The sequence below is a fragment of the Bradyrhizobium cosmicum genome, from assembly GCF_032290525.1.
GTDB classification, from domain to species: domain Bacteria; phylum Pseudomonadota; class Alphaproteobacteria; order Rhizobiales; family Xanthobacteraceae; genus Bradyrhizobium; species Bradyrhizobium cosmicum_A.
Window position 1 is genome coordinate 381,652 of record NZ_JASXTA010000005.1, and the last position, 23,686, is coordinate 405,337.

Annotated in this window: 35 protein-coding genes and 1 tRNA gene; 21 read left to right on the forward strand and 15 right to left on the reverse strand. The window is 63.7% G+C overall.

Going from position 1 to position 23,686, the window contains the following annotated elements; translation table 11 throughout:
- The first annotated feature begins 23 nt into the window (after positions 1–23).
- Genes epmA through QSV46_RS12485 form a run of 3 tightly spaced genes read left to right on the forward strand, consistent with a single transcriptional unit; the run spans position 24 to position 2,462 of the window.
- Positions 24–1,076: an EF-P lysine aminoacylase EpmA gene (epmA, locus tag QSV46_RS12475; protein WP_314950820.1), complete on the forward strand. Its 1,053-nt coding sequence runs from the start codon at positions 24–26 to the stop codon at positions 1,074–1,076.
- Positions 1,073–2,167 carry a lysine-2,3-aminomutase-like protein gene (locus QSV46_RS12480; protein ID WP_314950821.1) on the forward strand — a complete coding sequence of 365 codons (1,095 nt, stop codon included), beginning with the start codon at positions 1,073–1,075 and terminating at the stop codon, positions 2,165–2,167. Before epmA ends, QSV46_RS12480 begins: the two co-directional genes overlap by 4 nt.
- A 40-nt stretch (positions 2,168–2,207) precedes the next feature.
- Positions 2,208–2,462 carry a hypothetical protein gene (locus QSV46_RS12485; protein ID WP_314950823.1) on the forward strand — a complete coding sequence of 85 codons (255 nt, stop codon included), beginning with the start codon at positions 2,208–2,210 and terminating at the stop codon, positions 2,460–2,462.
- Between the two features lie 60 nt (positions 2,463–2,522).
- Here QSV46_RS12485 and QSV46_RS12490 read toward each other — a convergent pair whose 3' ends face one another.
- The 6 genes from QSV46_RS12490 to QSV46_RS12515 all read right to left on the reverse strand — a co-directional run bounded on the left by QSV46_RS12490 (position 2,523) and on the right by QSV46_RS12515 (position 8,323).
- Positions 2,523–3,608: a 3-deoxy-7-phosphoheptulonate synthase gene (locus QSV46_RS12490; protein ID WP_314950824.1), complete on the reverse strand. Its 1,086-nt coding sequence runs from the start codon at positions 3,606–3,608 to the stop codon at positions 2,523–2,525.
- 233 nt (positions 3,609–3,841) lie between these two features.
- Complete coding sequence (locus QSV46_RS12495; RefSeq protein WP_314950826.1) at positions 3,842–4,420, reverse strand: HdeD family acid-resistance protein; 579 nt, start codon at positions 4,418–4,420, stop codon at positions 3,842–3,844.
- 69 nt (positions 4,421–4,489) lie between these two features.
- Entirely contained in the window at positions 4,490–5,530 is a 1,041-nt protein-coding gene (locus QSV46_RS12500; protein WP_314950829.1) for a PrsW family glutamic-type intramembrane protease, read from the reverse strand.
- A gap of 617 nt (positions 5,531–6,147) precedes the next feature.
- Positions 6,148–6,405: a hypothetical protein gene (locus tag QSV46_RS12505; protein WP_314950963.1), complete on the reverse strand. Its 258-nt coding sequence runs from the start codon at positions 6,403–6,405 to the stop codon at positions 6,148–6,150.
- A 166-nt stretch (positions 6,406–6,571) separates the two neighbouring features.
- Positions 6,572–7,573 carry an acyl-CoA desaturase gene (locus QSV46_RS12510; protein ID WP_314950832.1) on the reverse strand — a complete coding sequence of 334 codons (1,002 nt, stop codon included), beginning with the start codon at positions 7,571–7,573 and terminating at the stop codon, positions 6,572–6,574.
- Positions 7,574–7,696: 123 nt separating this feature from the next.
- On the reverse strand, positions 7,697–8,323 hold the full coding sequence (locus QSV46_RS12515) for a PilZ domain-containing protein (protein WP_314950834.1): 627 nt from the start codon (positions 8,321–8,323) through the stop codon (positions 7,697–7,699).
- A 272-nt stretch (positions 8,324–8,595) separates the two neighbouring features.
- On the opposite strand from QSV46_RS12515, the gene QSV46_RS12520 reads away from it, so the two are divergent.
- The 3 genes from QSV46_RS12520 to QSV46_RS12530 are packed head-to-tail and all read left to right on the forward strand — an operon-like array spanning position 8,596 to position 11,254.
- The gene (locus tag QSV46_RS12520) at positions 8,596–8,868 is read left to right on the forward strand and encodes a hypothetical protein (RefSeq protein WP_314950836.1); all 273 of its coding nucleotides are present in this window, start codon (positions 8,596–8,598) and stop codon (positions 8,866–8,868) included.
- A complete protein-coding gene (gene pcaB / locus QSV46_RS12525) occupies positions 8,862–10,268 on the forward strand; it encodes a 3-carboxy-cis,cis-muconate cycloisomerase (protein ID WP_314950839.1) in 1,407 nt (468 codons plus the stop codon). The genes QSV46_RS12520 and pcaB overlap by 7 nt, the downstream gene beginning before the upstream one ends.
- A gap of 47 nt (positions 10,269–10,315) precedes the next feature.
- Positions 10,316–11,254 carry a Bug family tripartite tricarboxylate transporter substrate binding protein gene (locus QSV46_RS12530; protein WP_314950965.1) on the forward strand — a complete coding sequence of 313 codons (939 nt, stop codon included), beginning with the start codon at positions 10,316–10,318 and terminating at the stop codon, positions 11,252–11,254.
- 12 nt (positions 11,255–11,266) lie between these two features.
- Here QSV46_RS12530 and QSV46_RS12535 read toward each other — a convergent pair whose 3' ends face one another.
- Positions 11,267–11,929, reverse strand: coding sequence for a hypothetical protein (locus tag QSV46_RS12535; RefSeq protein ID WP_314950842.1), 663 nt, complete (start codon positions 11,927–11,929; stop codon positions 11,267–11,269).
- 104 nt (positions 11,930–12,033) lie between these two features.
- Positions 12,034–12,108: transfer RNA gene (locus QSV46_RS12540), tRNA-Glu, on the reverse strand.
- A 225-nt stretch (positions 12,109–12,333) separates the two neighbouring features.
- Between QSV46_RS12540 and QSV46_RS12545 the strand changes: the two genes are divergently transcribed.
- From QSV46_RS12545 to QSV46_RS12555, 3 genes are read left to right on the forward strand one after another with little or no spacing between them, the layout of a single operon-like run.
- On the forward strand, positions 12,334–12,588 hold the full coding sequence (locus QSV46_RS12545) for a PilZ domain-containing protein (RefSeq protein ID WP_314950845.1): 255 nt from the start codon (positions 12,334–12,336) through the stop codon (positions 12,586–12,588).
- A 46-nt stretch (positions 12,589–12,634) separates the two neighbouring features.
- On the forward strand, positions 12,635–12,880 hold the full coding sequence (locus tag QSV46_RS12550) for a hypothetical protein (protein WP_314950846.1): 246 nt from the start codon (positions 12,635–12,637) through the stop codon (positions 12,878–12,880).
- A 5-nt stretch (positions 12,881–12,885) separates the two neighbouring features.
- Positions 12,886–13,053: a hypothetical protein gene (locus tag QSV46_RS12555; protein WP_314950848.1), complete on the forward strand. Its 168-nt coding sequence runs from the start codon at positions 12,886–12,888 to the stop codon at positions 13,051–13,053.
- Positions 13,054–13,180: 127 nt separating this feature from the next.
- Here QSV46_RS12555 and QSV46_RS12560 read toward each other — a convergent pair whose 3' ends face one another.
- Both QSV46_RS12560 and QSV46_RS12565 read right to left on the reverse strand, forming a co-directional pair.
- Positions 13,181–13,819, reverse strand: coding sequence for a glutathione S-transferase (locus QSV46_RS12560; RefSeq protein WP_314950851.1), 639 nt, complete (start codon positions 13,817–13,819; stop codon positions 13,181–13,183).
- A gap of 292 nt (positions 13,820–14,111) precedes the next feature.
- Complete coding sequence (locus QSV46_RS12565) at positions 14,112–14,564, reverse strand: VOC family protein (RefSeq protein ID WP_314950853.1); 453 nt, start codon at positions 14,562–14,564, stop codon at positions 14,112–14,114.
- Between the two features lie 192 nt (positions 14,565–14,756).
- Between QSV46_RS12565 and QSV46_RS41405 the strand changes: the two genes are divergently transcribed.
- The 3 genes from QSV46_RS41405 (at position 14,757) to QSV46_RS12575 (ending at position 15,656) form a co-directional block, all read left to right on the forward strand.
- A complete protein-coding gene (locus QSV46_RS41405; protein ID WP_409997169.1) occupies positions 14,757–14,951 on the forward strand; it encodes an integrase core domain-containing protein in 195 nt (64 codons plus the stop codon).
- 148 nt (positions 14,952–15,099) lie between these two features.
- Complete coding sequence (locus tag QSV46_RS12570; RefSeq protein ID WP_314950854.1) at positions 15,100–15,264, forward strand: hypothetical protein; 165 nt, start codon at positions 15,100–15,102, stop codon at positions 15,262–15,264.
- An 11-nt stretch (positions 15,265–15,275) separates the two neighbouring features.
- Positions 15,276–15,656 (forward strand): hypothetical protein, encoded by a 381-nt coding sequence (locus QSV46_RS12575; protein ID WP_314950857.1) that lies wholly within the window; start codon positions 15,276–15,278, stop codon positions 15,654–15,656.
- 22 nt (positions 15,657–15,678) lie between these two features.
- On the opposite strand, the gene QSV46_RS12580 is transcribed toward QSV46_RS12575, so the two are convergent.
- The gene (locus QSV46_RS12580) at positions 15,679–16,173 is read right to left on the reverse strand and encodes a hypothetical protein (RefSeq protein ID WP_314950859.1); all 495 of its coding nucleotides are present in this window, start codon (positions 16,171–16,173) and stop codon (positions 15,679–15,681) included.
- A 352-nt stretch (positions 16,174–16,525) separates the two neighbouring features.
- Between QSV46_RS12580 and QSV46_RS12585 the strand changes: the two genes are divergently transcribed.
- Entirely contained in the window at positions 16,526–17,041 is a 516-nt protein-coding gene (locus QSV46_RS12585) for a hypothetical protein (RefSeq protein WP_314950860.1), read from the forward strand.
- A gap of 144 nt (positions 17,042–17,185) precedes the next feature.
- Here the strand turns inward: QSV46_RS12585 and QSV46_RS12590 are convergent, their stop codons facing one another.
- Positions 17,186–17,371, reverse strand: coding sequence for a hypothetical protein (locus QSV46_RS12590; RefSeq protein ID WP_314950862.1), 186 nt, complete (start codon positions 17,369–17,371; stop codon positions 17,186–17,188).
- 125 nt (positions 17,372–17,496) lie between these two features.
- The gene (locus QSV46_RS12595; protein WP_314950863.1) at positions 17,497–17,799 is read right to left on the reverse strand and encodes a hypothetical protein; all 303 of its coding nucleotides are present in this window, start codon (positions 17,797–17,799) and stop codon (positions 17,497–17,499) included.
- A 388-nt stretch (positions 17,800–18,187) separates the two neighbouring features.
- On the opposite strand from QSV46_RS12595, the gene QSV46_RS12600 reads away from it, so the two are divergent.
- From QSV46_RS12600 to QSV46_RS12620, 5 genes are all read left to right on the forward strand, one after another.
- Positions 18,188–18,484: an HU family DNA-binding protein gene (locus tag QSV46_RS12600; RefSeq protein ID WP_018323108.1), complete on the forward strand. Its 297-nt coding sequence runs from the start codon at positions 18,188–18,190 to the stop codon at positions 18,482–18,484.
- Between the two features lie 125 nt (positions 18,485–18,609).
- Positions 18,610–18,786 carry a DUF2934 domain-containing protein gene (locus tag QSV46_RS12605; protein ID WP_314950898.1) on the forward strand — a complete coding sequence of 59 codons (177 nt, stop codon included), beginning with the start codon at positions 18,610–18,612 and terminating at the stop codon, positions 18,784–18,786.
- A 326-nt stretch (positions 18,787–19,112) separates the two neighbouring features.
- Entirely contained in the window at positions 19,113–19,250 is a 138-nt protein-coding gene (locus QSV46_RS12610; RefSeq protein WP_270172039.1) for a hypothetical protein, read from the forward strand.
- Between the two features lie 578 nt (positions 19,251–19,828).
- Entirely contained in the window at positions 19,829–19,957 is a 129-nt protein-coding gene (locus QSV46_RS12615; RefSeq protein WP_314950905.1) for a hypothetical protein, read from the forward strand.
- Positions 19,958–20,276: 319 nt separating this feature from the next.
- Positions 20,277–20,474: a hypothetical protein gene (locus QSV46_RS12620; RefSeq protein WP_314950907.1), complete on the forward strand. Its 198-nt coding sequence runs from the start codon at positions 20,277–20,279 to the stop codon at positions 20,472–20,474.
- A 190-nt stretch (positions 20,475–20,664) separates the two neighbouring features.
- Here the strand turns inward: QSV46_RS12620 and QSV46_RS12625 are convergent, their stop codons facing one another.
- On the reverse strand, positions 20,665–21,186 hold the full coding sequence (locus QSV46_RS12625) for a hypothetical protein (protein WP_314950909.1): 522 nt from the start codon (positions 21,184–21,186) through the stop codon (positions 20,665–20,667).
- Between QSV46_RS12625 and QSV46_RS12630 the strand changes: the two genes are divergently transcribed.
- Positions 21,185–21,478, forward strand: coding sequence for a hypothetical protein (locus QSV46_RS12630; RefSeq protein WP_314950912.1), 294 nt, complete (start codon positions 21,185–21,187; stop codon positions 21,476–21,478). The two genes, QSV46_RS12625 and QSV46_RS12630, sit on opposite strands and share 2 nt — an antisense overlap.
- Before the next feature lie 69 nt (positions 21,479–21,547).
- On the opposite strand, the gene QSV46_RS12635 is transcribed toward QSV46_RS12630, so the two are convergent.
- Complete coding sequence (locus QSV46_RS12635) at positions 21,548–21,712, reverse strand: hypothetical protein (protein ID WP_018457755.1); 165 nt, start codon at positions 21,710–21,712, stop codon at positions 21,548–21,550.
- Between the two features lie 276 nt (positions 21,713–21,988).
- Here QSV46_RS12635 and QSV46_RS12640 point away from each other — a divergent pair, with 276 nt between their 5' ends.
- Both QSV46_RS12640 and QSV46_RS12645 read left to right on the forward strand, forming a co-directional pair.
- Positions 21,989–22,750, forward strand: coding sequence for an NAD-dependent protein deacetylase (locus tag QSV46_RS12640; protein ID WP_314950919.1), 762 nt, complete (start codon positions 21,989–21,991; stop codon positions 22,748–22,750).
- Positions 22,751–22,948: 198 nt separating this feature from the next.
- Positions 22,949–23,584 (forward strand): cold-shock protein, encoded by a 636-nt coding sequence (locus QSV46_RS12645; RefSeq protein ID WP_314950923.1) that lies wholly within the window; start codon positions 22,949–22,951, stop codon positions 23,582–23,584.
- The last annotated feature ends 102 nt before the right edge of the window (positions 23,585–23,686 follow it).

Consider the following 23,686-nt stretch of genomic DNA (forward strand, 5'->3'; position numbering starts at 1 on the left):
CTGGCCTGCGGGGTGGTCGGCTGATGGTTGGGGACAAGCCGATTTCGCCATTCTGGTCGCCCGATCGGCACCTTGACCGGCGGCCGTTCCTTCAGGCCAGAGGGGCCATTACCGGGGCACTACGGGGCTTTTTCGCCGAGCAGGGGTTTGTCGAGGTCGAAACCTCCGTCCTTCAGGTCTCTCCGGGCAATGAAACCCATCTGCACGCCCCACGGACCGAGATCATGCGCCCCGATGGCAGCCGGGCCGGCCGCTACTTGCGGACTTCACCGGAATTCGCCTGCAAGAAGCTGCTGGCGGCGGGTGAAGAGCGGATTTTCGAGTTTGCCCGGGTGTTCCGCGACCGCGAGCGCGGCGATCTGCATCTACCGGAATTCACCATGTTGGAATGGTACCGGGCAGGCGCCCCCTATGATGCCATTATGGCCGACACCGTGGTCGTCATCGCCCGGGCCGCACAGGCGACCGGGATCGGGACGTTCTCGTTCCGCGGCCGGACCGCCGATCCCTTCGCCGAGCCGGAGCTTTTGACGGTCGCGGGGGCGTTCGAGCGGTTCGCGGGCATTGACCTGCTGTCGACAATCTCGGCCTACGAGGGTAACCGTGCGGCGCTCGGCCGGGCGGCCGCCGCCAAGGTCCGCCTGGCCGAGGACGACACCTGGTCGGACATCTTCAGCAAGGTCCTGGTCGAGCATGTCGAGCCGCATTTGGGGCAGGGACGTTTGACCATTTTGTTCGAATACCCATCTCCAGAGGCGGCGCTGGCACGGGCGAAGGCTGACGATCCCAGGGTCGCGGAACGTTTCGAGGTCTATGCCTGCGGCGTCGAGCTCGCCAACGGCTTTGGCGAGCTCACCGACGCCGAGGAGCAGCGCAAGCGCTTCACGGAATCGATGGCGGAGAAGCGCCGCCGCTATGGCGAAGCCTATCCGCTGGACGAGGATTTTCTGGCCGCTGTGGCCATGATGCCGGAGGCGAGCGGCGTCGCGCTCGGTTTCGACCGGCTGGTGATGCTGGCGAGCGGCGCAGCGCGAATTGATCAGGTGGTGTGGACGCCGCCTGCGGGTGAAACATGACGAAGACCAATCTTGCACGCACCTTGCGCGAGCCGGCCGAGCTTGTGGCCGCGGACCTCGCACCTGCGACGGCGCTTCCCGCTCTGGAACGCGTCGCTGCGCGCTATGCGATTGCAATTACGCCGGCGCTGGTCGAGCTCATCGACAGTTCCGATCGCGAAGATCCGATCGCGCGGCAGTTCGTTCCGACCGCCGCGGAGCTGGAGATGCAGCCGGGCGAGAACGCCGATCCGATCGGCGATCATCCGCACTCGCCGGTATCAGGCATCGTGCATCGCTATCCCGACCGCGTGCTGTTCAAGCTCGTCCACGTCTGCGCGGTCTATTGCCGGTTCTGCTTCCGCCGCGAGATGGTTGGCCCGGGCAAGGAGAACGCGCTCTCGGAGGCCGCCTATCGTACGGCGATCGACTACATCCGCTCGCATAACGAAATCTGGGAAGTGATCCTCACAGGCGGCGATCCCCTGATGCTGTCGCCGCGGCGGATGGGCGAGATCATGGCCGACCTCGCCGGTATCGATCATGTCAAGATCATCCGCCTTCACACCCGCGTGCCCGTGGCCGATCCTGCGCGCATCAGCGACGAGATGGTTGCGGCGCTCAAGGTCGAGGGCGCGACCACCTGGGTGGCGCTGCACGCCAATCACGCGCGCGAGCTGACGGGATCGGCGCGCGCTGCCTGCGCGCGGCTCGTCGATTCCGGGATTCCCCTGGTGAGCCAGTCGGTGCTTTTGCGCGGCGTCAATGACACCGTCGCCGCTTTGGAGGATTTGATGCGAGCTTTCGTCGAATGCCGGATCAAGCCGTACTATTTGCATCACGGCGATCTCGCGCCGGGCACGGCGCATCTGCGAACGACGCTGGCCGAGGGCCAGGACTTGATGCGGCAGTTGCGCGGACGGGTGTCAGGATTGTGTCAGCCCGACTATGTCATCGACATCCCCGGCGGCGCCGGCAAATCGCCGGTCGGACCGAATTATGTGTTGGCGGTGCAAAATACCGCAGTCGACCCGCGTGAAGCGGAAGCGGAAACGCGCTATCGTATCGTGGACTATTGCGGCGACGTTCATTTCTACCCGCCTGAGACGTGACAGGTAGAGAGAAGGCCGGTTTGAGAATGGAGGATCGGACATGAAGAAGATCATGCTGGCAGCAGCGCTCGTGGTCTTGCTCGGCGGCGGCGTGGCCATTGCGCAGACCGGCTCCAAGGGATCGACATCGGGCGGCGCCGCGTCGGGATCGCTGCCGCAGGCACCCGTCGGTCATCGCCAGCCGCGCGCCAGCGACGTGCCGAGCGAGAAGAATCTGAGCGACCCCAATAATCCCGTGAACAAGGAAGACGCGGCGCTCGACAAGAAGATCAAGAGCATCTGCCGCGGCTGCTAATCCGCGACTGAGCCGGCGGGCAGGGCGCGACAGCTCGCCCCGCCCGCGTTCGTTCTGGCCTTACGCCGTCCGCTCGTGCAGCCCCGCGCGCTGCGTGTTGCGGCGGGTCTCGACCGCGTCAGCGAGCTGCTCGAGCACGGCCGCCGTGGTCGCCCAGTCGATGCAGCCGTCGGTGACGCTCTGGCCGTAGGTGAGCGGCTTGTCCGGCACGACGTCCTGGCGGCCGGCGACCAGATTGCTCTCGATCATCACGCCCATGATGCGGTTCTCGCCGCCGGAGATCTGGCCCGCAATGTCGGCCATGACCAGCGGCTGGTTTTCCGGTTTCTTGCTCGAATTGGCGTGGCTCGCATCCACCATGACCAGCGGCGCGACGCCGGATTTCGCCAGATCGTTGCAGGCCGCCGCGACGCTTGCCGCATCGTAGTTCGGCGTGCTGCCGCCCCGCAGGATGATGTGGCAGTCCTCGTTGCCCGCGGTCGAGGCGATCGCGGAGCGGCCGAGCTTCGTCACCGCCATGAAGTGGTGCGGATGCGAAGCCGACTTCACCGCGTCCGCCGCGATACGCACGTTGCCGTCGGTGCCGTTCTTGAAACCGACCGGGCAGGACAGCCCCGAGGCCAGCTCGCGATGGATCTGGCTCTCCGTCGTGCGCGCGCCGATCGCGGCCCAGGACACGAGATCGGCGATATATTGCGGCGTCGTCATGTCGAGGAACTCGGTGCCGGCGGGCAGGCCGAGATTGTTGACCGCCGACAGAACGTTGCGCGCCAGCCGCAGGCCCTTGTTGATGTCGAAGCTGCCGTCCAGATCAGGGTCGTTGATCAGGCCCTTCCAGCCGACGGTGGTGCGCGGCTTCTCGAAATAGACCCGCATCACGATCTCGAGCTGGTCGGCGAGATCTTCGCGCAGGCTCGCGAGGCGCTCGGCGTAATCGAGTGCGGCTTTGGGATCATGGACCGAGCAGGGGCCGACCACGACCAGCAGGCGGTCGTCCTGGCCCTTGAGAATGGCATGGATGGCATTGCGCGACGCCATCACCACACGCGTTGCTGTGAGCGTGCGCGGGACTTCCCGCATCACCTCTTCCGGCGTGCTCAGCTCTTTCAGTTCGCGGATACGAAGATCGTCGGTCGTGCTCAGCACGGCGGGCTCCTGTTTGTTGAGAACCTGCCGGCCAATAAAAAAGCCGCCAGGTCTGGCGGCTTGTTCGGACGTTTGCTTCAATATTCAGATTGAGCGCGATCCTCCTGCCGCCAGCGAGCTGTCGTAGCTAAAGTACCAAAAATAGCTGGTGACGAGGGTGATCATGGAACGCCATATAGCGCGCCGTCGGCGGGTTGTCACCCCCCAAACGGCGCCGGGCGCGACGAGGCGCCTCAGGTGTTGCTGTTGCGCGCGGCTAGCGCCATGCCGATCAGGGTGGCACCGCCGAACAGGAGGTTGATGCCCACTAGGATGCCAATGGCCCATTCCGCCGAGCTCGGCAGCCCGGTGATCACCAAGAACGAGATCGCGATGTCGACGAGGCCCGAGATCAGCAGCCACGACCAGCGGCTGCTCAGTTCGCGGCGATGTTCCAGCGCATACATGATGGTGGCAATGCCTTCGGCGAGAAAATAGGCGCCGAGCACGATGGTCAGCGTCAGCACCGCCTGCATCGGGCGGGCCAGCAGCAGCATGCCGGCGAGCACGGCGAGCGCAGCGGAGATCAGCGACCACCAGAAGCCCGGCGTGCTGCGCGCCCAATAGGTCACGATCAGCCCGCCGATACCACTGATCAGGAACATCCAGCCGAGGAAGATCGTAATCGCGAGGCTTGCGAGTGGCGGCAGGATCAGTGCGGCGACGCCGAGCACGGCAAGCAAAATGCCTTCGAACAGGAAGGCCTTCCAGTGCTTTTTCACGGTCTGGCTCATCGCCGATTGCAGCCGTGAAAAATCCTCGGGCGATGTCATCGGCAGGCTCCATGTCGAGAGTTGCGTGCCTAATCTAGTATGAGCGCACCGCGCTTGCCATCCCGCAGCTCAGCCGCCGCCGTGCGCCGACGAAAAACCTTCGCCGCTGGTGCGAACGCGGTTGCGGCCGAGAATGTAGATCGCGATCGTGACGATCAGAAGCGCAAGGCCGAGCAGGATCGAGACCAAACCGATCGGGATCAGGGCCAGCGTCAGATTGCGCTCTGGGTTGATCAGCCAGTGATGGATCGAGGTCAACACGAAGGCGAGGCCGAGAAAGCCGACCCCGCCGCCGGCGAGCAGCAATGCCCACATCCGGCGCAGCTGGCTGAGCCGTTCACGCGCGATATCGGTCCGCGGCGCGTGATGGCGCGCCACCCGCCGCACCAGGCGAATGGCGAAACCGATCGAGCTGAAGCCGATCAGCAGGCTCGCTGCGCCCAGCCACATCCGCAAGCCGGGATCGAGATCCGGCATGCGCTGGAGGGTGAGCAGCGGGAAGTCGAAGGCCGAATGCAGCGCGAGGGGCCCTGCGAAGATCAGCAAGCGGCTGGACAGGCGGGCCCAGTCGCGATGGTGTCGGTTCGCGCCCAGCGCCGTGCCGGCCCGTGCGATCGTCAGATAAGCACCGGCGATGATGCCGAGCGCGCCGTGGAACGGCACGGTCAGCACGCTGCGCAAGGCGGCCAGCGAGCGCCACATCTCGGCGTGTTGCACGAGGTAGGCGAGGTTCTCGTAAGCGGCGAAGCCGAGGCCGACGGCTGCGCCATAGACCACGGTGTCCATGGGATTGGCAAAAGTCCGGCGCTTGGTCGAGGAGACCAGCACGATCGCGATCACCTTCACGGCTTCCTCGGGCAGGGCAACTCCAAAGACCGAATGCATGACCAGCTCCGCCCAGGGGTCGTCGGGGGCAGCGATCATCTTGGCGAACGGCGCACGGGCGAGGCCCAGCAGTGAAATGCTGGCCGCGCCCAGCAGGAAGGCGGTCCAGACCTGGGCCGGCGGTCCCGGGCGCTCCTCGGCGGCAATGACGAGCCACAGCATCAGCAGCGCCGGGGCAATGGCGGCGGTTCCGATGACGGTGGGCAAGGCTTCAATCAGGTACATCGGCGCCGAAAATAGGTTCCCTTGATCCGCTTATCTACGTCTACCGATGCGACCATGTGTCATGCGCTTGCTGTCGCCTCGCTTAACGGGTGCGACAGCCAGCGTTCATCCGCGCCGCCATCACGTGTAGAATCCGAGCGCAATCAATTGCATGACAGAGAACCCGCATCGTCGTCCCTGCCAGCCGTCGCGCGGCCGCAATCGGATCGCGATTGGTAAGTCAGATCAAGGTAATGCGCGGGTTTCTTCGATTCACGGTGCACGTGCGCGAGCCGCGAGTCCAGAGCCGGGATCGCCTGCGTCGGGGCAGCGCGGAGCCGGCCGGATCGGGCTAGTCACGCTTCGTTGTGCGTCCACGCGGCGGTGAGACGACCCGACGGGCCCGCATTTGCTCCAGCTCCCAGAAGGCGCGCACGAGGCACGTGCCGAGGCAGGAGACAAGGAGCAGCAGCAGGAAGGCCTGGTCGACGGCTGGGATCTGTACCATGGCATTGATAAGGCAATGCACATGCCATGCGTTCCCGAGGCGGCCTGCGTGCCGCGCAGCCGGGCCTCACGCGAAACGCAGCTCGCGCAGGCTTGAACCGCCGGCTCCGGCAAGGCCGCCGAGTCCCACTTCAATGCTTGGTAAATGACGGCGGGGCGTCGGGGGCGATGTCGAAGGCGCCGAGATGGAATTCCTCGCCGACCGCCTCGTCCGGCTCGGCATGGTGCGCCAGCAGCGTGAAGGCGGCCTGCGGATACTGCTTCCAGATATCGAGATCGCCGGCAGTGATCGTCAGCCAGCCGAACGTGTACATGTAGCGTCCGGGCTGGGTGACCCGGCCGACCCTGTCCCAAGTGATTTTCTCAACCGTGATTTTCTCAACGGTGATCTTGGCGACTGTGACCTTGTCGACTGCCATTCGGTCCCCCGATTGCAAGCCTGCAAATGACATCCGGCGCGAGGCGCGGACCGTCAGAAGCTGATCCCGCAATGGGGCCGCGATAGGGCAGCGGTGCGAAGGCAAGGCGGCCGGAGGAGGGCCGCCGCCTGCCGCCTCAGCGCGCTGTCGTAGCCGCCTGCGCCTCCGCTTCGGACGCCAGCTCAAGCTGACGGTGCGAGGCGTGGAAGACGTCGTGGACGAGGCCGATCTTCTCCATGCCCAGAATGATCAGGCCGTTGAGATCGATCTCCCACCAGGCGTGCGAGATATAGGCGTCCCGCGGGAAGCGGTGATGGTTGTTGTGCAGACCCTCGCCGAAGGTGAGGATCGTGGTCACGAATTCGTTGGTCGAGGCATCGTCGACCTCGAAGCGGCGATAGCCGTAGGCGTGGCAGATCGAGCCGGTGAACTGGCTGACGAAGATCAGCAGATACGCACGCAACAGGCCGGAGAACAGCACGCAGCCGATCATGGTGTGCACGCCACCGAAGGTGTAACCGATCAAGCCGGGGATGAAGACGGCCGACATCCCGTACCAGACCCAGCGCGTGCGCACGAAGAACATCGCGATCGGATCGGCCAGGATGTCCTTGGCGTAGTATTCGTTGTCGGTCGTCGCCTGGTCGAACACCCAGCTGCCCTGGGCGTGCAGGAAGCCCTTGAGCGCGCTGACATAGCGATTGCCGAAGCCGTCGAATTGCGGGCTGTGGGGATCGCCGACGTCATCGGCATAGAGATGGTGGCGGCGGTGATTGGCGACCCATTTGGCGATCGAGCCCTGCACCGCCATCTGCGCGATGGCGCAGAAGAACACGCGCATGATCGGGCCGGTGCGGAAGCTGCGATGAACGAACAGGCGATGCATGCCGGCGCCGATGCCGAACGTCGTCAGCGCGAACATCCAGGCGAACGTAAACAGCTCGACCTTACCGACGCCTTGCGTGACCGCCCAGATGATACCCGCGACAGCGCCGACATAGAGAATGCCGAGGAGGAGATAGCTCTCGCGTAGCTTGGCCTGAACGAGCGGGCCTTCGGTGACGACACCGGGCGGAAGCTGCGGCTTGGTGGTGGTGTGTTGGGCGATCTCGGCCGAGGCGAACTCAGTGATGGACATTCCGGGACTTCCAATACTCAGGGCCAGCAATGATTGCGGACGTGCTGAGCCACACCCTATCGCGCAGGGGCCGCCACCTCCAGTATTTAGTTAAGAAAGAGTTAAAATCGGCAGGCTCTGGGCTCAGGCCGATTGCAGCAGGGGCGAGCGCACGATTAGGCGGACGAGGTCATCCCGCTGCTGCTTCTCGGCGAACTTGACCGCGAAGCCGTTGTCGAATTTGCGGATGACGCGTCCGACGCAGGCACCGACCGCCAGCGCGGTTCCGACCGGCGGATCATACTCGCAGGATATCGCGACGCCGGCCGTGGAGACGTCGATGATGAAGCAGGGATGGATGCTGCCGTCGGCGAGCGTCAAGAAGGTGTGCGAAACCTGCGGAACGAAGCGCGCGTCGTTGCGCAGGTCCTGAATGGTCGCGTCCTTCTGCTTCTTCTCCAGCCAGGTCAGTTTTTCCGACATCCAGGCGCGCCGCGCCCGCGTCATGTCGAGCTCCATCAGGAAGCCCGATTTGAGCGTCGCGCTGATGGTGCACTGGAATTCGCCGAAGTCCTGGAAATAGGAGGTCACGCGCTCGCCGACCTTGCCGACGACAGGCACGTCCACGATCATGCGGAACGGGGAGACACGCTTGGTGCGGCAGGCGAAGGTGCGCAACTTGCCCTCGCAATCATACCAGCGCGGCAGCGAGTAGCTGCCGTTCACCGTGACTTCCACCGCACGCTGCCTGAGGAACTCGGAGACGGACATGGGGCCAATCGTATTTCGGAGTATTTCCGTAGGTTCACGGTAGCCGTCAAATTCTAAGCAAATGATACCCGCGCTCACGAGCAGGGGTAAATTTCCGGTAAATATACGGGACGATCGTGCAGCGGAGCGGGCGCCATGGCGCGGCCTCTGTCGGGTCTGCGATCTCACAATCGCACGTTCTCCGATTCAGAACGCATGTATCGAAATAATGCATTTTTGCAACATGGAGAGGTGACCTAGGCTTGACCGGTACCAGGCCGTACGGACGCGCAATGGCGCGCGACGACGGAGGGGATCGACGCCGACCGATGCGGTTATTTTTCGATCAGACGTCGCCATCCGCCCGCAGGGCAGGGGGCGCCATGCATGGGGTCGAATTGAACGACGCGATTCAATTCCCCGAGGCCGATCCCCGGCTCGAGTCGCAGAACTCCACGGTCGCCGACCCGCTCTTCAAGCTGCTGCCATTCGTTCTCGCCGGCCGGCTTGTCGCCGTGAGCGACACGAGCTTTTGGGCGGCCATGATCGCGACGCGACCATGCTGAGCTTCGAGCCCGGAGCGGTCTTCAGCAGCCGTCACCTTGCCGATCTTTTCAGCACCGCGCCGATGCGCGCGATCTTCGGTGAGAGCAATTCACTGGCCTCCATGCTCGTGGTCGAAGCGGCGCTGGCCAGGGTTCAAGGGCGACTCGGTGTGATTCCCTCCGAAGCTGCGGCAGCGATCGCCTCCGCTGCACGCGTTGAACTGCTCGACCTTGACGAACTGGCCGCAGGCACCTTGCGCGCCGGCCTGCCGATCGTGAATCTGGTCGAGCAGTTGATCCGGCTCACTGGTAAACACCATGGCGAATTCGTCCATTGGGGCGCCACGAGCCAGGACATCATGGACACCGCGCTCGTGATGCAGATGCGCGACGCGCTCGAACTCGTCGATCGCGATCTGGCGAACCTGATATCGGTACTTGCGGATCTGGCAGGGACCCACCGCGATACACCGATGGTCGGCAGGACCAAACTGCAACACGCGATCCCGATCACCTTCGGCTTCAAGATTTCCGTCTGGCTGTCGGGCCTGCTGCGCCACAGGCAACGTCTCGCCGAACTCAAACCAAGGGTCCTGCAGGTTCAGTTCGGCGGCGCGGTCGGCACTTTCGCCTCACTCGGCGACGACGGCGACCGCGTCCGCGCCGCGCTGGCCCGCGAACTCGGACTGGCCGAGCCGCTGGTCGCATGGCATGCCGCGCGCGACGCCTTGGCCGAAACGGTCTGCTTGCTCGGGCTGATCTCGGCGACCCTGAGCAAGATCGCGACCGATGTCGCGCTGATGGCACAGACCGAGGTCGGCGAAGTGCTGGAGCCGGGCGGCCAGGGCCATGGCGCCTCCAGCACCATGCCGCACAAGCGAAATCCGATCATCTGCGAGCAGATCCTCAGCACCGGAGTGTCGTTGCGGCGTCTCGCAAGCGCCATGCTCGACGCCTCGGTCCACGACCACGAGCGAGCGACGGGACCGTGGCAGGCTGAATGGTTGATTGTGCCGGAAGCCTTCATGCTGATCGGCCGGGCGTTGGATAACGCCGTTCGGCTCTGCACCGGTCTCGTCGTCAGACCCGATGCGATGCAGGCCAATCTGGGGCGGACGCAGGGGCTCATTGCAGCCGAGGCCGTCATGATGGCGCTCGCTCCGCGCGTCGGGCGCCATCATGCGCACGAGATGGTGAGTGCGGCATGCACGAGCGCTATCGCCTCGGGCCTGACACTGGCCCAGAGCCTTGCGCGCGATCCGGCCGTGACGGCCCATCTCGCGCCGCATGAGATCGAAGCGGCCGCGGATCCGGCTCGGTACATCGGTCTGTCCGGCCGCGAGGTTGATCGCGTCCTCGCGGTCTCGGCTGATCGACCGGTCAGCGCAGTGCAAGAGGCGACACGGAGCAGGACCACATGATTTTGAAATGCGTGCGTCCGGCCGTCGTCGCAGCTGCAGTGCTGGCCATGCTGAATGCGGCACGGGCCGAAGCGCCGTTTCCGTCACGGCCGATCACATTGGTGGTCCCGTTCGCGGCGGGCGGCCCGAACGACGTGATGAGCCGGATCGTATCCGAACACATGTCGCGAAAACTTGGGCAGCCGATCATTGTCGAGAACGTCGCCGGGGCGGGCGGCACGACCGGATCGACACGTGTCGCGAAGAGCGCACCCGACGGTTATACGCTGGTCAGCGGTCACGTCGGCACCCATGCGGCATCGGTCGCACTGTATCCGAACCTCCGTTACGACCCGCGGGTTGATTTCACGCCGATCGGCCTGGTCGCGGAAACGCCGATCCTCGTCGCCGCACGCCGTGACCTCGGCGCGGACAACATGGCGTCGTTCGTCGCGATCGCCAAGGCGCGTGGCCCGGATCTCACCCTCGCCCATGCGGGTGTCGGTTCGATCAGCCACATCAGTTGCCTCCTGTTCACCAGCGTGATCGGGTTCAAGCCGGTGGAGGTGCCATATCGCGGATCGGCGCTGGCGATGACCGACCTGATCGCTGGCCGCAGTGACTTCAGTTGTGCACTGCTGGGCGACGTTCTTCCCTTCCTGGCCGACGGCGGCTTGCGCTTTCTGACCGTTTCGGCGCCCGCACGCGTTCCGCAATTGCCGGATACGCCGACGGCGAAGGAAGCAGGGCTTTCCGGCTTCGTCGCGTCGAGCTGGTTCGCGTTCTACCTGCCGAAAGGCGTGCCGGACGCCATTCGCGACCGGTTCACCGATGCGCTTGGCGCAGCGCTCGACGACGACGGCGTGCGGCGACGGCTTCAACTGGCAGGCATGATCCTGCCGCCGCCGGACCAGCGAGGCCCGGAGCCGCTCAAACGGAGGATGGCCGAGGAGATCGCGCGTTGGCAGGACATCGTCAAAAGCGCGCAGATCCGGCTCGATCAATAGGTGCGACCGGTCCTAGAGAGATCCGAGCAGCACCAGCAAAGCGAGCAGGCTGACAGCGATGAGGAGCTTGATCGCCGTTGCGGTCAGGCTGTCCGGCCTGATCCGAAATCCGAACCATGGCAACGCATGCCGCATCGCGAGCGCCGCACACGCTTCGACGGTGGCGAACACGACAGCGATGCCCGCAATGGTGGACCAGGATGTGTCCGTGGGAATCCACGCCGCAAGCCAGGTTGGGAATGAGGCTTTCAACGACGCCAGCAGCGCGAACCATCCGAACAGGGACACGAAGCCCTTGATGATATCGGGTCCGATCGTCTCGGGCTCGAGCCGGATGCCGATCGTTCCGAGCGCGCGTTCGATGCGCTCGCCGTCGGTGAAGAAGATGAACGCACCGAGGTAGAGCGGAATGCGCGACTGGAAAAGCAGTGCGATGACGCCGAACAAGATCGTGTAGCCGGACGCATCGCGGAGAATGTCCGCCAGCGCGCCCACGCGCGACGGCGCCGTTGCCGTGGCGGCCTGAGGCTGCGGCGCCGATCGGGCGCGCGCCATGTGCTCCAGCATCCTGGCGCGCCGCTCGGGCGCGTAGGGCGCCTTCCGGTGCATCCAGGGCGGCGGAGCCGGCGCGGCGATGCCGTTCTGGCCGTCCGAGGGGGATTTGCGCTGCGCCATGTGCCTGCACCGGTTCCGATGGGACATTGGTCGGCGGCAAGGGGTGGGGAGGTTCATGGCGTGGGCGGCGGATTTTGCGCCGCGTCAGCCGGTGGCCCGGATGTTGGCGCTCCCTAGCGGAATCGAACCGCTCTCTCCACCGTGAAAGGGTGGCGTCCTAACCGATAGACGAAGGGAGCAAACACAAGGCCCCGCCGCTTTTCGCGGCACGGCCGCCGGCCACCCGAACAGAGCCCGGCGGCTGCAGCGGGCGAACGTATAGTGGCCTTTCGCTTGCCGGGCAAGCCGTTCGGGAACGGTCTTTTGTGGCCGGTGGAAAGCCTCCACTCCGGGATCATTCGGAGGCGATTTCAACGGTTTGTTAGGGGGCCCCGAGATAGCGCTGGAACCGGAGAATTTTGTCGATGCCACAGCCCAAGAAGCGCGCAGCCCGCAAGTCGCTGTCGCGGCACGCCTGGATCACGCTCGACGGCGGATTCGCGGCGCGGCATTGCCTGGTCCAGGACATCTCGGCGACGGGCGCGAAGATCACGCTGGACGAGGACGCCAGCCAGCTTCCGGGCGTGATCCGGATGGCGTTCGCACGCGATGCGCGGACCGGGCGGAGCTGCCAGGTGATCTGGCGCCGCGGCAAGTCGGCCGGCATCAGGTTCATCTGAACCCGCGCGGATGGCGCGTGGCGCCGGTCCGGGCTAGAACGGCGGCATGCGCGCGCCGCTCCTCATCCTGATTCCGTTGCTGGCCACGTCCGCGGCCGCAGCGGAAGCCTTGCGCCTGCCGCCTGCCGAGCGCCCGCAGGCCGGCAAGACCCTGCCGCTGAAGGGCACGAGCGGGGCGGCCAAGGCCGGCTCCTGCGCCTCCTACGGCCCGCGCTTCGTCATGGTCGAGGGCACTGGCACCTGCATGAAGATCGGCGGCTCGATCAGCGTCGAGACCACGGTCAGGCGGTAAGCCCCATGCCGCCGGACCTGATGCGGCCCGACATCATCGTCCCCTTCGTGATGTATTGCGCGCTGCTGTGGTGGGTCGGCCGCGGCCTGAGCGCGACCGCAAAGCTCGCCACCGCGGCCGTGACGCTGGTGCTGATCGTCGGCGTGCTGCTGGTCGAGCGCGGCTGGCGCTAGCCTCACAACAAAAACTGCGAAAACAACCCCATGCACAGTAGCCGTCAAGGGCGCCGGTGACGCCGGACGCTCGCGGCATCACGAGCATTTATCCCGGCCCCGGCGCAGCTTGCGCCGCGCCAGGCCCTCACGACATCGGCGGTGCGACAAACTGCGCAAAGCCGGGACGTCTGCCGAGTTCGGCGAGCCAGCGTGTCAGTTGCGGCTGCGAAGGTCGCGTGATGCCCTCGACCCCTAGCCAGCGCCGCGCATAGGCGCCGATCGCGATGTCGGCGAGCGTGAACGCGTCGCCGTTCATGAACGGGCGCGTCGCCAGCAGGCGGTCGGCGATCGCCCAGACCTCGGCGGCGGCATCGGCATCCTGCTGCACCTTGATCATGTCGCGCTCGGCCGGCGGCGTGCGCACGATGCCCCAGAACACCGGGCGATCGACCGGCTGCACCGTCGACAGCGTCCAGTCGAGCCAGCGGTCGACGCTGGTGCGCAGCTTCGGCGCCTCCGGGTAGATCGGCGTGCCGCGTCCATGCGCGAGGCAGAGATAGCGCATGATGGAGTTGGACTCCCACAGCACGAAATCGCCCTCGACCAGGGTCGGGATCCGCGCATTGGGGTTCATCGCGAGATAATCGGCCTCGCCGGTCTTGCCGAACGCCATGCCGGCGTCGATGCGCTCATAGGGCACGGACAGCTCGGCGAGGCACCACAGCACCTTCTGCACGTTGACCGAATTGGCGCGGCCCCAGATCGTCAGCTTTTGGTCCGGCATGAAATTCCTCCCGCGGCGTTGTTGCTTTGGTGCGGGTGATAACGGAATTTCGCCGGCAGGGCGATGCGCGATTGCAGCGAGCCTCTCATGCAAAAAGCTCCGCGCGAGGCGGAGCTTTCGTTGACCAGGTCGAGCCTGATGTCAGCGGCCGAAGAACAGCCACAGCAGAATGATCACCGGGATCGGCACACCCAGCAGCCACAGCAAAATTCCGCGTCCCATCGCGTCCTCCTCCAATCGCATCGTTGAGGAGTGAACGCGGGCGGCGGGGCCTTGTTCCTGCGGGAGCGGCCTACCAGTGGCCGGTGTTGGGCATCGACGACCACGGCTCCTGCGGCGGCTTCGGCTCGCCCTTCTGCAACAGCTCGATCGAGTGCAGGTCCGGTGAGCGCACGAACGCCATGTTGCCGTCGCGCGGGGGACGGTTGATGGTGACGCCGGCCTTCATCAGCTTCTCGCAAGTGACGTAGATGTCGTCGACCTCATAGGCGAGATGGCCGAAGAAGCGGTCCTCGCCATAGGTCTCCTCGTCCCAATTCCAGGTGAGCTCGACCAGCGGCGCGCCGCGCGTTTGCGGCTGCTTCTTCAGTGCCTCGAGGTCGTCGGACGAGCACAGGAACACCAGCGTAAAACGCCCCTTGTCGTTCTCGATCCGCCGCACCTCCGTCAGCCCCAGCGCATCCTGGTAAAACTTCATCGCGACATCGAGATTGCGCACGCGCAGCATGGTGTGGAGGTATCGCATCGGTGGGGCTCCCTTGAACGGATGGGGTTTTTGGTTTGGGCCGGGACGGCGGGGGTAGGAGATAGCAGGAAAATGGGGGGAGGGGCAGAGGGAGGCGGTACGTGTGAGTGAGGACGAGGCGGTTGCTGAAGTGAGCTGGCCGGGGGGTGGGCGGGAGCCGCGAGGTCCGAGATAAATTCCAGGACTGAACTAATCAGCGGCGGGGCTAAGAAGACGCTCAAGGCCGAAGAGGTTAACGGGAAGGCGTTCTCCGACACTCGAGACCCACGTCGCCGGATCGATAGCTTCATCGCGGACGTTTACAACAAGGAACGCCTGCACTCAGCGCTCGGCTATCAATCGCCCCTGAGTTCAAAGCGGTGGTCGCGCAGAACAAAGGCACGATAACACGTTGTGGCAAACCGACCTGTCACCGAAATTATCGTGTCTCACCTGAGGGGTGCAGTCCGGCGTTGTCACCGTAATTCACCCGGCCTCGACCAGGTGGAAGACTTTGGCAGTTGAACCCCGACCAGGCCCGGCGCGACCAACCGCTATGCTGCAAAGTCTGCTCGGCGCGATCGCGGAAATGCTCCTGAGCGCCGCATGGACCGCCATCATCAGGTTCTTCGGTCTGGAAGACGTCGCCGAAATCGCGACGGCTCTCTTCGGCCTTGGCTGTATCCTGATCGGCTTCACCGTCTATTTGTTTGGCCATTGAAGAGGGACGCCGTGAAGACGATCACACTGCTCGCGGTGGCGGCCATGCTGCTGGTGGAAATCCTGGGGTCGAAGTCGAGCGTCGGTGGTTCGATGAACTTCATGCTGATCTTCGTGCTCGTGATGCTGACCGTCGCGATTTACGAGGCGTGGTCGAACAAGCGCGGTGCGATCGGGTGGATCGTCAACCTGTTCGCTTCGGCCGTTGGCGGGCTGGTTGCGGTTGCCGTGATCGGAATGGCCATGGAGGCGATGCTGCCGCACCTTCACCTCGAAGGTTCGCTCGCGTCGTCGCAAAATCCCCTGAAGTATGTTCTGATCGCAGCCATTGCGATCTGCATGGTGCTGGGATCGTGGATGCCGCTGTGGGCCGTCAACCGGTTGCGGGACTGAACCGCATGCGGCGTAGCGCTCGCTAGCGCTTTGCTTCCTGCTTGCCGCGCCTGATTTCCTCGGCCTCGTCCACGAGCTTCAAGGCGGCGCCGTCGTAGCTCAGCTTCAGCCCACGGCCGACGGTCCATATCCATCCCTCGCGGGCGTCCCTGGTTGGTTGGGCGTTGAACTGGTCGGATATCGATTTGACGGCAGCATCCTGCGGGCCCGGATTGTTCACCTCCGCATTGACGCGCCAGATGGGATGTTTGGGGTCAACATCGTCGCTAAAGATCGTGACCTTGGCGCCGTCGACTTCGCACTCGAGGATGTAGGAATCGCGAAGCTGGCGGCAGCGGTAGCGGCGTTGCGTGACGACCTTGTTGGTCTCCTCGAATGTCATTCCGGGCGAAAAGCCGAGGATGTCGGACTTCTTCACGAGTGCCAGCGACGCAGGTTTCAGAAAGCCGGGCTGTACCGTCACGAGAACGGCAGCAGCAACAACGATCAACCCGGCGATAACAATGGCAATCTTCATCAGCCCCTCGCAAGAAACGTCCGACCATACAACAGCCGGAGCGTTCTACCAGCCATTGCGCTGCAGGGTTCGCGATCTCCGCTTGGGCGGTAATCACGGTGACGGTGCTGGACCGCACCCCTCAAGTGAGACACGACAATTGCAGTGACAGTCGGGTGCGTTGTCATCGTAATCTCCCCGTAATTCCAATTGCGAAGCCAACGCGGATCGTTCTGCGCCGCATGAGCCGATTGGTCTTCGGTCCGCTCATTCGGGTGCGTTGTCGCTAGAATTCTAAATTAGGTTGCATATCGGGCGGAGAGGGTCTATCAGCCTTGACGGTCGGTAGACGAAGTTCTTCTCAGAGGGTCGTATGATGCCAACGAGCGAAAGCGAACAGAATCTGCTGGCAATGAAAGCGGCAGAGGCACAGGCCACCGCCGCAAGATTGGCAAAAGTGGTTCAGGCCCACGTCGAATTATTGGCAGCCGCCAAGAACGACGGCTCTCTCGACGACTCCTCGCATTGGCCTGCGGTGTGGGCAGGGGCAATTGCATCGGGCTTCGGCCATTATGCGTTCACTACTGACTGGACTGGAGGCGCGCCCCATCCTTTTTGGACGGCAGGAGCCCATCCGACCGGCGGGGACTGGACGGCATGGGCAACAGGTTCTTGGGCGGGTGCGGGTCAGTTCTATGAAGATCCCAGGAATTATTACGGCAAGCAGGTATGGGCTAATTTGAAGTGCGGAGGGTTCGGCGCGGGAGGCGTGAGTCTATACCTGTACAGCAGCGAAGGCGGACCAATGATCGGCAAATTTGGCGGGTACTTATCCGGGCTCGGCGGCTGTGATATCTCGTGTCATTTGACCTACACCTCCGGACCATAGCGCTCCGGGGCCGATCGACATTCATTGCATCCAGATCATGCCGGCTGCCAGCCGCGCAGGCGTGATCGTCTGTCCGTGCGATGACACGGACGCGACGCGGCTACAATATCAAGAGGAGATTGCGGTGTGCGCGGGACAGCTAGCTCACTTGGCGTAACCCTGGGAGCGGAGCCATGCGATCTTGCGATCGCCGTTGATCCAGTCGTCGGCATCTGCCTTGCTGGTGAATCCGGTGATTTCGCGCTGTTCGTGGTCGGGGTAGTCCGCGAGTATCTTCCATTCGCTGTCTGAAAGGCGGACGGTTTTGAAGGTCACTTTTGTTTTGGCCATGCCGCACTATGCAGGAATTTCTCCAGAAAAGGAACCCGCCTTGCGGTGGGCGCGGAACAGTCGCCGTCGTTGCGAGCGAAGCGAAGCAATCCGATTGGTGCCGTCAATTACGGTGCCACCCGAAACTAAGCCGCAAGCCGCTGCTCGACCGGCGCCGTCAGGAGCTTGAGCACTTCTGCATGCTCGAGGTCCGGCACGGCGATGGCCGTGTGGCTATACATTGCGGTGGTTCGCGAGCTTGCGATCCCCTCGAGGATCGCCTTGCCCTTGATGACGTGAAGGCCCATGCCTTCCTGTGAGGGGAAGATCGCCAGCACCACGTCATAGGCGGCGATCACGGCGCGAAGCGCCTCGGCCTTGTCGTCGGCGATGTCGACGAAGACACGAACATCAGCCGCGAGCTCACGCAGCTCGTCAAAATCCAGCACTGTGGGATACTCCAACGCAACGACCCTTGATGAGGACAGTGGATGCGTTGGGTTACTGAAGTCTCAACAACGCGGGGCCCGGGCACAGGTTTAACGACGAGGTGACGCGCCGAATGGGATCGAGGCGGGCCGCGACAAGCGAAAACCCTGCCTGGGGACTTCGGCCGCGGGATGCGCCAGAGGAGGATGGTTCAAGAACCAGCCGCGCAAGCTGCGGCATTTTCAAGGGGACGCCCGGAACCCCCGCAGAACCCCTGCTTGTGTTTTGGGCCTCGATGGGTTCTAAGCCCCCTGACTTCACGACGTCAGGCCCTGAACCAGCATCACACTTCCGTGGTTCAGCCGCGCCCTGAGCAGGAATGCTCGCCCCCACAAAAGGAATTCAGACATGGCGAAGATGACGAAAACCCAATTGATCGATGCAATTGCCGAGGGCACGCAGCTGTCGAAGAACGACGTGAAGTCGGTGATCGAATACATGGCGACGGTCGGTTACAAGGAGCTCAACGAGTCCGGCGAGTTCGTCATTCCCGGCTTCGTGAAAATGTCGGTCGTCAACAAGCCGGCGACCGAAGCCCGCATGGGCGTCAATCCCTTCACCAAGGAGCCGATGCAGTTCGCGGCCAAGCCGGCGAGCAAGTCGGTGAAGGCCTCGCCGCTGAAGGTTGCCAAGGACGCCGTCTAGGCGGCTCGCGGTCGCGCTGCAGCGGCTTTTCTCGCGAAGCCACCGCAGCGACCGCCGTGCGGTGGCGGACGCCAGTCGGGAACTCTCGCGCCTTGCCGGGCTTGCTTCCAGAAGGGAGACGCCACATGACGGGCATAAGCGAGGAAGACATCAGAGATCGCGCCTACCACCTCTGGCGCGAAGCCGGCGAGCCCGCGGGGCCGATGGACACTTTTTGGTATCAGGCCGAAAAGCAGCTCCTCGCCGAGCGGACCGGACAAGGCGAATTGCCGCCGGGGATGACGGACAATCTGCCGGTCTGAGCGCCCGCATCATGCCGGCAGCGCGAAAGAAAAACCCCGCGCTTTCGCGCGGGGCTCTCTTGGCCGGCGGCCTTGGGATTTCAGCGCCTGGCCGCCAGCCATACCAGGAACCTAAGGTTGAAAGTCCAAAAAGCAACAGCGCCGCGATGACGGAGTATGTTCGTCAGGCGGCGCTGCCATATAGGCCGGGCGCTGAAATCCCCAGCCCCCATGGGTCCGTGCCGGTTCGAAAAGGTTCAAGGTGACGTGCACAGGAAATCCGGTCGCGAGGGCTGGACTTTTTGTTCTTATTTTGTTCTAGTTGGTCATCACGTTGGAGGTGACTGATGACCGTCGAGAAACAGCGCGAAGTGATCAGGCTCTGGAATCAGCTCAGGAAGGTCGAAGGGCCGGCGGCGGAAGAGCTTCGTATCCAGATCCTCGAATGTTTTTCCGAGAAGGACAAGGCGAAGCGGGCGGCGTGAGGCGCGGCGACATCGCGTCGTCGGCAAGCGCGATCTCGGTTGCCCGCGGCTGACGCGCCGCTTCGGAGAGGCGCATGCGAGTTGCCGCGACCGTCGATCCGCGCCCGTCAGGGTGGCCATCGTTACGGTCTGTTCGCCTGGTCGCCCAGGAACAAACATCTGCCATCGGCGTTCGCGCAGCATGACATGCCCGCGATGCTCCAGCCCGATGGCGGCCAGCTCGGCCAACAGCTTTCGATGCGACCCGTGCCGCGAAATCATCATCGTGTTTGCGGTCGTCTCGAAATTTCTCCCGCCGAAGAGTCCGGTCGCAGAAGAGGGAAGGGGCTTGGCGTAGACGAGAGACCCGTCTCAGAAAACGCGCCATGGCGCGCCTTCACCGATCGTTAGGAATCGCTTCGCGCTGATTTTTGCGACTCCGATTCGTTCCTTGCGAACGAAATGGAGTCGGATGCAGAACAAGCCGTGGCTTCTGTGTCGATGCGGGACATCCGCGCCGCAGGCGTGATTCTTCGCACAGTCCCGTCCTGTTGTTCTCGCTACCAGCGAGGCAAGGGAGAGCGAAAAGGGAGAGCGACATGGACGCGTGCTGGTTTCTCGCCGAGATCGCCAAAGTGTTCTGGTACGACAGGCATCCGCGCTTGCGCAAAGGCAAGCCGTCGGTGCCGCAAGTGCCGCCGCCACCGAAGCGCGGCGACGGGCAATGATCGCGCGAGCTCGCGCTCATTTGCATGCAAGCGAATTGTTAAGACTTGTGCCGCGCCGATTTATTCGATTCCGATTCGTTCCCCGAGAACGAAATGCAAGCGAAGCTGGAACAATCCGGCGAAAGTGGTCGCGGTCCCCTTCGCGCGATAGCGATGCGCTCGCCGGATCGCTGGCCTTGCGCGAACTCCTAACGAAAGTTTGCGACGAGGCCGATAACCCTATTCGGTTAGGTTAAAAGCCCAATCGCGTTGCGCTTACCGCTGCCTGGAGTAGGTTTCTTGCAAAGACAAGAACGACTTTGCCAACAAGCAGTTTTGCATGACCCCTTTTTCAGAACCCTGCTTTTATCAAGGCGACCGGCACACCTACCGGCGCGTCGCCATCGTCGGCACGCTGTTCTGTCTCGCTTTCATCGCGATCAGCTTCTCGCTGCGGCAGCAAGCCGAGGACACGCGCGTCGCGGTCAAAGCCGACCGGCTGGTGCGCACGGCAGGGCAGGCGCCGCGCGCGAACTAGTGCTCCTCGGCGGAATTGTCCTGGCCTGCGCCACATGCGGTGCCACGGCGCGCGAGCGCGACGAAGCCGGCAAATCCGGACAGATTGAGCAAAACTTCGAGCCAGGCGGGCATGTCGGGCCTCACTTGCCGTGAATGCGCTTTCAACGTGAGCGTGAAATACTTGTTCCCGCCCGCAGGAATAAACTCGCCTACAGCGGTGACGATGGATCAAGCCGCCGGCCCAGACTCGCAATGGACGAACCCGACGGCTGTTCCTTGAGGAACTCGGCGATGGCGCGCGCGAGTTCGCCGTCGCTCATCGGCGTCGCCGGCGGGCGCAGCGTGCCAACACTGAAATTGCGGACGATCTCGTCGTAATGCTGATCGCGCGATTTGGGAACGAGCCTGCGGATACGGGCCAGCAAAGCGGATAGCGGCAATGTGTTCGCCTCGGTATCCGCCCCATTGGCAGTCCTCATCGTCTGCTGCCACGACTCCCTTGAAATCAAAAACCCCGCCAGCACCGCGGAGGATACTGACGGGGTCTTCGTGCTGTCGCCTCGACCGGATGGCGGAGGCTTCCGCACTTGGAGATGCAATGCGCGGAACGCGCCTTCGTTCCCGGCATGCCGATATTTCTCTGCGCATTTCGCAAGGCCGGGTTCCGCGCCCACGCGCAACCATCGCAGCACCCCGGCGTTGTCTGCCGGAGATTGGAAGGAGGTCATCATGAAGAAAACACTGGCAGTTCTGGCTACCATTGCCGCCGTCGGCGTGACCGCAATTGCGGCGCCCGCGCCGGCTGAGGCGCGCGGCCGCGGCATCGGCCCTGGCCTTGCGTTCGGCCTCGCCGCCGGCGCGATCACCGCGGGGGCGGTCGCTGCATCCCATCCGTACGGCTATGGCTATTATGGTCCGCGCTACGGCTATTATGACGGGCCCGCCTACTATAGCCCCGGCCCGTACGCCTATTATGGCGATGGGCCCTACTACCGTCGCCACCACTATTACCGGCACTGGTAAGGGCTGAACAAGCGAAAAGCCCGGAGCGATGCTCCGGGCTTTTTTTCGTGCGTGGCGATCGGAAGTGTCTTACGGCCAGAGCGAGGGCCGCTCCGCCTTGCGCGCATTGTCGAGCGTCGACACGAAATATTCTTCGCGCTCGCGCTTGAATTTTTCCTGCGTGGCCCGGAAGGCGGCGACACGGGCGGCGATCTCTTCACGTTCGCGGATCTTGCGTTGTTCGTCTTCGGTCATGTCAAATCCCCTCTACACGTGAGTATATGCCTGAACTCAAGCACTGCCGCCGCAATCACGTTGAGTCGCGTAAACAGATGCATTGGCACTTCCGATTGGGGCGTCAATGGGGAGGAGGCATTGCAGGATTGTGATAAGCGAAGGTCGGAAAAAATTGCCGCCCAAAGTCTTGTTGCCGAAGTCTCGCAAGGCTCTTGCGCGGCGGCGGATAAGAGCGTCAACAATCTTGTCGCTTGCGTGCGACACAGCTAGCGCAACGACATCGGGAGGCCGCGATTGATTGCATCGGATCTCCGCAGCGGCGTCGAACGGCTCGGCGACATGATCGCCGAGGCGAGGACCATCGTGCCGTTCACCGGCGCCGGCATCTCGACCGAATGCGGCATCCCAGACTTCCGATCGCCGGGCGGAATTTGGACGCGCTACCGCCCCATCGAGTTCGGCGAATTTGTCGCCAGCCAGGAAGCGCGCGACGAATCCTGGCGCCGCCGCTTTGCGATGGAGGAGGTCTTTGCCGCGGCCAAGCCCGGCCGCGGCCACCGCGCGCTGGCCTCGCTGTACCGCGCCGGCAAGGTTCCCGCTATCATCACCCAGAACATCGACAACCTGCACCAGGCCTCAGGCTTCGCCGCCGAGCACGTGATTGAACTTCACGGAAATACTACCTATGCGCGCTGCATCGGATGCGGGCAGGCCTATCCGCTCGACTGGGTGAAGCGACGCTTCGACGAGGAGGGCGCCGCTCCCAACTGTACCGCGTGCGACGAGCCGGTGAAGACCGCAACGATTTCATTCGGTCAGATGATGCCCGAGGATGAAATGCAGCGAGCAACAGAGCTGTCGCAGCATTGCGACCTCTTCATCGCGGTCGGTTCCTCGCTCGTCGTATGGCCGGCGGCGGGCTTTCCGATGATGGCGAAGAACTCTGGTGCACGTCTGGTGATCATCAATCGCGAGCCGACCGATCAGGACGATCTCGCCGACCTCGTGATCCGCCACGACATCGGCGAGACTCTCGGTCCCTTTGTCGGGAATTGAGGCATCAGTTTGATTCGCGGCTGTGCAAGCTGTTCATAGGTTCCGGCGAATCTCTTTTTTGTCTATGCCTCGCAACCGGGAGTGTTATCTTTTGAGTCGAAAGATTCGCGTCGCCTCGAATTGAGAACATTCTCTTAAGACGCGTGATTCGAGCGCCGCCAATGTGGCGGGTTGCATGGCAGTGTGGGGTCCGGGGTTATGGGGTCGTCGGACGGATTTGAGTCCAAGAAGATGGGAGTTCCCGCTGTGGGCGAGCACGGCGGCGGCAGTCGCGATAGCGCGCTCAGCCCGTTCACCGGATTAGGTGAGGGCAGCGCCAACCTCGTCGAGGTTCACGGCGTCATCAAATGGTTCGACGCTTCAAAGGGCTACGGCTTCATCGTTCCCGACAATGGCTGGCCCGACGTGCTCCTGCACGTTACCGTGCTTAGGCGCGATGGCTTCCAGACCGCCTACGAGGGAGCCCGCATCGTCGTCGAGTGCATCCAGCGCGCCAAGGGCTACCAGGCGTTCCGCGTGGTCTCGATGGACGAGTCGACCGCGATCCATCCAGCGCAGATGCTGCCGCCGCGGACCCATGTCACGGTGACCGCGACCAGCGGGTTGGAGCGGGCCCAAGTCAAGTGGTTCAACCGGCTGCGCGGCTTCGGCTTCCTGACCTGCGGCGAGGGCACACCTGACATCTTCGTGCACATGGAGACGCTGCGCCGCTTCGGCATGACCGAGCTCCGGCCCGGTCAATATGTCCTGGTCCGCTTCGGGCCCGGCTCCAAGGGCATGATGGCGGCCGAGATCCATCCCGAGACGGGATCGCCCGGATTGCAGTCGCACTGAACGTCAATTCCCGCAATCGTGAGCAGAGGGGGGGGGGGGGGGGGGGGGGGGGGGGGGGGGGGGGGGGGGGGGGGGGGGGGGGGGGGGGGGGGGGGGGGGGGG